Source organism: Gordonia sp. (in: high G+C Gram-positive bacteria), from assembly GCF_049299075.1.
In the GTDB taxonomy this organism is placed as follows: domain Bacteria; phylum Actinomycetota; class Actinomycetes; order Mycobacteriales; family Mycobacteriaceae; genus Gordonia.
In genome coordinates this window covers 1-7,208 of sequence record NZ_JBAQWU010000170.1, presented here as the reverse complement: position 1 = coordinate 7,208, position 7,208 = coordinate 1, and the positions used below count along the sequence as shown (strand labels likewise).

Below are 7,208 nucleotides of genomic sequence, written 5' to 3'. Positions count from 1 at the left end.
GAAGGCCCCGCGCCAGGCGGCTTCGGCGTCGCCGACGCTGCCGCCCACCACCTGGGTGGGCAGACCGCGGACCGGGCGGCCGCGCAGATCGAGCAGCCCGGTCTGCCGCGCCAAGGCCTCCCCGTCTTTAACCACGCGCACCACGTAGCGGGCACCCTTGCGCAGGCCGGAGGACTTGAGCAAATGCACGTCGGAGGGGTAGCCGAACAGGTCGTGGATCTCCGAGCGCAGTCGACGAGCGACGTTGCCGTGGTCCACCTCGGCTTCAACCACGACACGACCGGACACAATCTGCAGCCCCCCGGCGAATCGGAGCAGCGCGGCAACCTCTGCCTTTCGGCTGCTCAACTGCGGAACCGATAGCCGACTCAGCTCATCCTTGACCGCTCCAGTCATTGCCATAACGGCACTTCCTCCCCTTTGCGGCACCCTACGCCGACACCCGTGAACATTACCGTGCGGTCAGGTTCGGTGGCTCAGCCCGGTCGGGTCTGCCCGCAGACAGCAGCTCGGCCAGCACCCGCGCCGACTTCACTGGATCGTGCACCTGCTGATCGGCAAGGGCCAGATCGACGCTGTGCAAGCGGGCCCCGAACGAGGCGGCCGCACGTTCGAGATACTCCCGTTCCCGGCCGGCAGGCACCGAGGCGGCGTCGACGACGACATCGTCGATCGGGAGCCAATCGGCGTGGGCCCCGAGCACGTGCAGATGTCGTTCAACGGAAAACCCGGTCGTCTCCCCCGGTTCGGCGGCCAGATTGACGAACAGAACCTTACGCGCGGCGGTCGTGCGCAGCGCGGCCAGTTGCTCGGGCACCAGCATGTGCGGAATGACGCTGGAGAACCAGGAGCCGGGGCCGATCGTCACCAGGTCGGCGCGGCCGATCTCGGCCAGCACTTCCGGACAGGCCGACGGTGCGGCCGGGGCGATCCGGACGCGACGCACGACGCCCGGGGTGGTCGCGACGGCGACCTGCCCGCGGATCACCCGACTGATCCGCGCATCGTCTTCCAGTCCGGATACATCGGCTTCGATGACGAGCGGCTCGCTGGTCATCGGCAGCACGCGGCCGTCAATGCCGAAAAGCTCGCCCAACCAGTCGAGGGCTTGGACGATGTCGCCGGTGAATTCGTCGACGCCCGAGAGCAACAGGTTGCCCACCGGATGTCCGGCCAGCGCGCCGGTGCCACCGAACCGATGCTGCAGGATGGCCGCCCAACGTTCCCGGCGGCGAGCGGTGCCGGGATCGGTCTCAGCCAGTGCGGCCGGCGCTGCGAGCAGCGCGGCCAATGCCATCCGCAGATCGCCGGGTGGCACCCGGCCCAGTTCGCGGCGCAGGCGGCCCGAGGAGCCGCCGTCGTCGGCGACGGTCACCACGGCGGTGACGTTGCCGGTGAGATAGCGAAGTGCGGTCAGCGTGTTGTACAGCCCGTGACCGCCGCCCAGTGCGACGGCGCGGATGGGCTCGCGGCCGGTCATTCGCGGCCCAGATCCCGGTGGGTGGCTTCGACGCTATAGCGCGGCCCGCCGTCGGAGTCAGTCTCGGCACTCAGTCGGCGCGTGAGTTCTTCAGTCATGGCGACGCTGCGGTGTTTGCCGCCGGTGCAGCCAATCCCGATGGTGACGTAACTCTTCCCCTCGCGCAGGTAGCCGCGTCCGATCAGATCGACCAGTCCGACGTAACGATCGGCGAACTCGCTGGCATCGGGTTGGCCCAGCACGTAGTCGCGCACGTCCGCGTCGCGGCCGTTGTGCTCGCGAAGTTCGGGAACCCAATACGGATTGGGTAAGAACCGGACGTCGGCCACCAGGTCGCAGTCCATCGGCAGCCCATACTTGAAGCCGAAGGACTGCACCGAGATGGTCAGGCCGGGGCCGGCCGCCGAGGGAAACGCTTTCGCTACCATGCTGCGCAACCGGGTTGAGCTGAGCGCCGAGGTGTCGATCACCGTGTCGGACTCGGCTTTGACCGCGGCAAGCATTCGCCGCTCGGCCTCAATCCCGTCCGACAGCGTGCCGGTGCCCTGCAGTGGATGGCGGCGACGGACGTGCTCGAAGCGGCGGATGAGAACGTCGTCGGAGGCGTCGACGAAGAGCAGCAAGGTGTCCGCGCCGCCCGCCACCAGCTTTCCGCGTAGCCGGGCCAGATCGGCGGCGAACTCCGCATCGCTGGCGCGCACCACCATGGCGATCTTCTGGGCGCCCACCTCACTGGTGCGGACTCCGTCGATCACCTGGGCGATCACCGAGACAGGCACGTTGTCGGCGACATACCAGCCGTCGTCCTCGAGGACGTTCGCGACGGAGGTGCGCCCGGCACCGGACATCCCGGTGACGAACAGGACCGTGCTGGTCGTGCCCTCGGATTCGGTCACTATGCAGTCCTTTCCGGAGTGTCGCCGGGTTCTGGGGTTTCACGAAGCGCCTCGTGGACGGTTCGCGCGGTGGTTTTGCCGATGCCTGGCACCTCGGCGATTTGGTCGATCGTCGCATCTTTGAGGCGGGCGACCGACCCGAAATGGGTCACGAGCGCCGTTCGCCTGGTGGCGCCGAGCCCGGCGATGCCGTCCAGGGCCGAGGCGGTCATGCGTTTGCTGCGCTTGGACCGGTGGAAACCGATGGCGAAGCGGTGCGCCTCGTCGCGGACCCGCTGCAGCAGGAACAGCGCTTCGGAATTGCGCGGCAGGATCACCGGATCGTCGTCGCCGGGGACCCAGACCTCCTCCAGCCGCTTGGCCAGCCCGATGACGGTCACGTCGGTGACACCGAGTTCGTCGAGCACCGCGGCCGCGGCGTGGACCTGTGGCTGGCCGCCGTCGACGACGAAGAGGTTGGGCGGATAGGCGAACTTGCGGGGCCGTCCGGTGGCCGGGTCGAGCGCGGCCTCTGGGGCCAGGTCTCCCCCGTTGCCCTCGGCGTCATCGGTGACGGTCGGGCTTGCGGCAGGACGGTCTGCGCGGTGGCGCAAAAACCGGCGCCGAGTGACTTCGGCGATCGAAGCAACGTCGTCGGAGTGCCCGTCGCCGGCGGCCTCGCGGATCGCATAGTGCCGGTAGTCTGATTTGCGGGGCAGTCCGTCCTCGAAGACGACGAGCGAGGCGACAACATCGGTGCCCTGCACATGCGAGATGTCGATGCACTCGATGCGCAGCGGCGCATCGTCCATGCCGAGTGTCTCCTGCAACTCGGCCAGCGCGGCTGACCGGGTCGTCAGGTCACCGGCCCGTTTGAGCTTATGGCGGTTGAGCGCCTCGGCGGCATTGCGTTCGACAGTCTGTGCCAGCGTGCGTTTGTCGCCGCGCTGCGGGATGCGCAGCGAGACACGGCTCCCCCGCCGCTGCGAGAGCCAGTCAGCGAGCTCCACGTGATTGTCGGGCAGCTCGGGCACGAGGACCTCCCGCGGAATGCCCGAACTCATCTCCAGCTCATCGCCGTAGAACTGCAGGAGGAAGTCGCCGACTTGGTCACCGAGGGTCGCGTTCTCCTGAACCTCGACCACCCAGCCCCGTTCGCCGCGCACTCGTCCGTCACGGACATGGAAGATCGCCACGGAGGTTTCCAAGTCGTCGCCGACCATGGCGATGACGTCGGCGTCGGTACCGTCACCGAGAACCACGGCCTGCTTTTCCATGGCGCGGCGGAGTGCGGAGACGTCGTCGCGTAGCCGAGCAGCACGCTCGAAGTCCAATTCCGCTGCGGCCGTGGTCATTTCGCGCTCCAAACGGCGAATCAGCGAGTCTGTCTTGCCGGCGAGGAAGTCGCAGAAGTCCTCGGCGATCTCGCGGTGTGCGGCCGCGTCGACCCGCCCGACGCAGGGGGCGGCGCATTTGTCGATGTAGCCGAGCAAACATGGGCGCCCCATGGCGGCATTGCGCCGGAAGACACCCGTGGAGCAGGTGCGCACCGGGAAGACGCGCGTGAGCAGGTCCACTGTCTCCCGGATCGCCCAGGCATGGGCGTACGGGCCGAAATAGCGAATACCGGGCCGGCGCGCACCGCGGTAGACGAAGATCCGCGGATACTCCTCATTCATGGTGACGGCCAGCATCGGGTAGCTCTTGTCGTCGCGATACCGGACGTTGAAGCGCGGATCGAACTCCTTGATCCAGTTGTATTCGAGTTGCAGCGCTTCGACCTCGGTGCGCACTACCGTCCACTCCACTGCAATGGCCGTGGTGACCATCTGGCGGGTCCGGGGGTGCAATGAGGCCAGATCGGCGAAGTACGACGTCAGTCGGGAACGGAGATTCTTCGCCTTCCCGACATAGATGACCCGCCGGTGCGAGTCACGAAACTTGTACACGCCCGGATCGGTGGGAATGGTGCCCGGAGCCGGGCGGTAGGTCGTCGGATCGGCCACGCTGTCCAGGTTAGCTGTCGTGACCGACAGATTAGGACCTGCCGGTCACGACGCTGGTGCCGTAGACCTTCAGGGTGCGGTAGTCGACACGGTAGTGGGCGGCCGTCTGCTCCTCACCGGCCTCGCCGTCGTGCGCGACGCGGATGGGTTCGGCGGCGGTCAGTGAGAACTCGGGAATCTGCGCATCGATGAAGAGTCGAGAGTTTTTGATCCGGCCGGAAAGCAGCGAGGCGGTCAGGCGGAGCGTCTCAAAACGCTGCCCGGTCACCAGGTAGCGCACGTCGATGAGTCCGTCGTCAAGCCGGGTACGCCGGCCGGGGAAGAAGCCCGCCGTCCCGTACATGCCGTTGCCGACGAAGAAGAACAGTGTCTCGATCTCCTCATCGTTGACCTGCACCGTGACCGGCTGCGAGTGCCGCAGCACGTGGCGCGCCGCCCGGATCGCGGCGATCGGCTTGCTGACACTGTGGTTGTACCGGTCGCGGGCGACCACAAACTCCGGATAGGCACCGATGCTGGACGTGTTGAGGATTACCTGTGCGTCATTGAGCCAGAGGACATCAACGCGGGTAACGAGGCCCGCGCGGATCGCCTCGACCGTCCGGGCGACGCGTTGACTGCCGATGTCTTTGGCAAAGTGGTTAAAGGTGCCGCCAGGGAAGACCGCGAGCGGAATGTCGGCCTCTAGCGCGGCGGCGGCGACTGTCGACACGGTGCCGTCGCCACCGGCGACACCGAGTACCTCGGCCCGGCGGGCTGCATCCCGGGCGGTGGTGACGAGGTCGTCGACATCGGACAGGTCGACGATCTCGGCAGCAGGCAAGGACTGCTCGATCTCCGCTTGCACACGTTCACCAGTGCCGTCACCGGACCGCGGATTGACCAGGATCACCAGACCCTCGCCGTCGGGGCGCGGCGTCGCCGGAACCCGATGCGGTGCTGCGACAGTGATGGCATGGTCGTCGACCGGCCGCACGATCTGCGCCCCGGCCACCGCGATCCCGGCACCGAGGGCGAAGCCCGCCACGACGTCGAACGGATAGTGCGCACCGGTCACCACGCGCGAGAGGCCGACCATGCCGGCGAGCCCGGCGAGCAGATAGCCGGCCGGACGATTCTCGATGCCCACGCCGATGGCGAAGGCCGCGGCACTGGCGGAATGTCCGGACGGGAACGAACTCGACGTCGGCTGCCGGCGAAGCCGCCGCACAGTGATGCCCTCAGTGTCGGGCCGCTGCCGTGGATGGAGTCGCTTGCCCACCTGATTGGCTACCAGACTGGCCGCACCTAAGGTCACCACGCCGCGCACGGCGCCCCGCTCCAGCGACGAAACTCCGGTCAGACCGAGCCCGGCGGCGATCGCGAACCACAGCTTGCCCTGGTCGGCCGCCGCCGACAGCGGCTTCATGGTGCGGTCAAGCATCGGGCTCGGCGAGTTCGCGACCGCATCGAAGACCCGGAGATCGAGGTCAGACAGCCCTCCGGTCAGCGACTCGAGCGAGCTCTCGGCGGTCGGTACCGGGCGGCCAAGGCCGTCGTGTCGCACAGCGCGAAAGGAGCGGAAGAGAGCCATGCTCCGACCCTAGACGGCGCGCGCGTCGTCCGGCCGATACTTGGCCTGGAGTTCCCGGAAGCGGCGCATCGCCGCGACCGCATCCGCACCGTCGCGGGCTTGCACGGCCATCACCGGAATATGCTCATCGCTGTCGAAGAGTAGCCGCGCCCACTGCGCCTTCTCCGGGTAGCCCATACCGCGCACGGCCTCCCACTCATAGAAGCGTTCGGACATCAGATTCTGGACACCCACGCCCTCCGGACCCACCCGCAGTCGCGAACGGGTGAACAACAGCAGCGCACCGGAAATGACGAATCCGATGGTGATCAGCGCGAGCTTGTCGCCCCAGCCGATGTTCACGCCGGTGTAGGAGTAACTGAGCAGTAAACCGAAAGTGAGGTGGATCACGATCACGATCACGATTGCCCCAGCCACCAGTTTATTGATCTGCTTGGGCCGGTAGATAAGGTCCCATTTCGTTTCCGGCGAGGTCTCTCCGGCGGGCGTTGATCGATTCATCGTCCGGCGAGCTCTCGGAGGGTCAGCGCCGAAGCCAGGGCCGCCGACATCGCTTGTGCGCCTTTGTCTTCCGACGATCCTGGTAGACCGGATCGGTTGTGTGCCTGGGCTTCGTTGAGAGTGGTCAGCACTCCGTTGCCGACCGGCGTGGATTCGTCGAGTGAGATACGGGTGAGTCCAGCGGTGACGGCATCGCAGACGTACTCGAAGTGCGGGGTCTCCCCCTTGATCACTACCCCGAGCGCCACGACGGCGTCGTGGGTGCGGGCGAGGGCCTGCGCAATGACTGGGAGCTCAATCGCCCCGGCCACCCGAACCACGGTCGGCGCGGTGACGCCAGCCTTGGCTGCGGCGGCGACCGCACCGTCGAGCAGCGCCGTGCAGATGGTCTCGTGCCACTGGGAGGCGACGATGGCGACGTTCAAATCCGCCGCGTCCGCGAGGTGCAGACTGGGTTCGCCATGTCCGCTCACGCGCCAGCCTCCGTTTCGCTGATCAGATCGTCGTCGAGCCCGGTGAGTTCGTGACCCATCCGGTCGCGTTTCGTCCTCAAATAGCGCAGGTTCTCCTTGTTCGGACGGACCGGCATCGGCACACGGTCGATGATCGTGAGTCCGTAGCCGTCCAATCCGACGCGCTTGGCCGGGTTGTTAGTGAGTAGGCGCATCGAGCGCACGCCCAGGTCCACCAGAATCTGGGCGCCGATGCCGTAGTCGCGGGCATCGGCGGGCAGGCCCAGTTCCAGGTTGGCGTCGACGGTGTCGCTCCCGGCA

Annotated in this window: 7 protein-coding genes and 1 pseudogene; all 8 read right to left on the bottom strand. The window is 67.1% G+C overall.

Annotation, left to right across the window (positions count from 1 at the left end; all coding sequences use genetic code 11):
- Positions 1-402, bottom strand: a 402-nt coding sequence (gene whiA / locus WAW85_RS05770) for a DNA-binding protein WhiA (RefSeq protein ID WP_422558688.1), incomplete at its 3' end; no start/stop codon positions are given.
- Positions 403-451: 49 nt separating this feature from the next.
- Entirely contained in the window at positions 452-1,480 is a 1,029-nt protein-coding gene (locus WAW85_RS05765; protein WP_422558687.1) for a gluconeogenesis factor YvcK family protein, read from the bottom strand.
- The gene (gene rapZ, locus WAW85_RS05760; RefSeq protein ID WP_422558686.1) at positions 1,477-2,376 is read right to left on the bottom strand and encodes an RNase adapter RapZ; all 900 of its coding nucleotides are present in this window, start codon (positions 2,374-2,376) and stop codon (positions 1,477-1,479) included. The genes WAW85_RS05765 and rapZ overlap by 4 nt, the downstream gene beginning before the upstream one ends.
- Positions 2,376-4,361, bottom strand: coding sequence for an excinuclease ABC subunit UvrC (gene uvrC, locus WAW85_RS05755; RefSeq protein WP_422558685.1), 1,986 nt, complete (start codon positions 4,359-4,361; stop codon positions 2,376-2,378). The genes rapZ and uvrC overlap by 1 nt, the downstream gene beginning before the upstream one ends.
- 31 nt (positions 4,362-4,392) lie before the next feature.
- Positions 4,393-5,934, bottom strand: a complete 1,542-nt coding sequence (locus WAW85_RS05750; RefSeq protein ID WP_422558684.1) for a bifunctional phosphatase PAP2/diacylglycerol kinase family protein — start codon at positions 5,932-5,934, stop codon at positions 4,393-4,395.
- Positions 5,935-5,943: 9 nt separating this feature from the next.
- Positions 5,944-6,435 (bottom strand): PH domain-containing protein, encoded by a 492-nt coding sequence (locus WAW85_RS05745; RefSeq protein ID WP_422558683.1) that lies wholly within the window; start codon positions 6,433-6,435, stop codon positions 5,944-5,946.
- Positions 6,432-6,908: a 6,7-dimethyl-8-ribityllumazine synthase gene (gene ribH, locus WAW85_RS05740; RefSeq protein WP_422558682.1), complete on the bottom strand. Its 477-nt coding sequence runs from the start codon at positions 6,906-6,908 to the stop codon at positions 6,432-6,434. The genes WAW85_RS05745 and ribH overlap by 4 nt, the downstream gene beginning before the upstream one ends.
- Positions 6,905-7,208, bottom strand: a pseudogene (locus WAW85_RS05735) (bifunctional 3,4-dihydroxy-2-butanone-4-phosphate synthase/GTP cyclohydrolase II); the annotation flags it as partial. The gene ribH and the pseudogene WAW85_RS05735, both read right to left, overlap by 4 nt.

Bases quoted from the DNA above. Each gene is read 5' to 3' on its own strand.
- WAW85_RS05765 (WP_422558687.1), bottom strand. From the start codon at position 1,480: ATGACCGGCCGCGAGCCCATCCGCGCCGTCGCACTGGGCGGCGGTCAC.
- WAW85_RS05750 (WP_422558684.1), bottom strand. From the start codon at position 5,934: ATGGCTCTCTTCCGCTCCTTTCGCGCTGTGCGACACGACGGCCTTGGC.
- WAW85_RS05745 (WP_422558683.1), bottom strand. From the start codon at position 6,435: ATGAATCGATCAACGCCCGCCGGAGAGACCTCGCCGGAAACGAAATGG.